The sequence below is a fragment of the Kitasatospora griseola genome, assembly GCF_014648555.1.
In the GTDB taxonomy this organism is placed as follows: domain Bacteria; phylum Actinomycetota; class Actinomycetes; order Streptomycetales; family Streptomycetaceae; genus Kitasatospora; species Kitasatospora griseola.
Genome location: NZ_BMRI01000081.1, coordinates 1 through 228, shown reverse-complemented (window position 1 = coordinate 228; position 228 = coordinate 1). Strand labels below are relative to the sequence as shown.

The window sequence follows — 228 nt, the reverse complement described above, 5'->3', positions numbered from 1 at the left end:
CGAAGCCAGAGGATCAGTGATGCGAGGACGACGCCGGCTCGGTAGCGGTTGGCCAGTTTGTCGAACCTGGTTGCCACTGCCCGGAATTGCTTCAGTTTGGCGAAGCAGCGCTCGACGACGTTCCGTCCCTTGTAGGCGGTCTTGTCGAAGACAGGTGGGCGCCCGCCGCGGCTTGCGCGGCGGGCGCGGCCGGCGATCTGGTCCCGGCGTTCGGGGATGGTCGCCTTG

General features: G+C 67.1%; 1 pseudogene. It reads right to left on the bottom strand.

Going from position 1 to position 228, the window contains the following annotated elements:
• Nucleotides 1–228: pseudogene (locus IEZ12_RS37010) on the bottom strand (IS5/IS1182 family transposase); the annotation flags it as partial.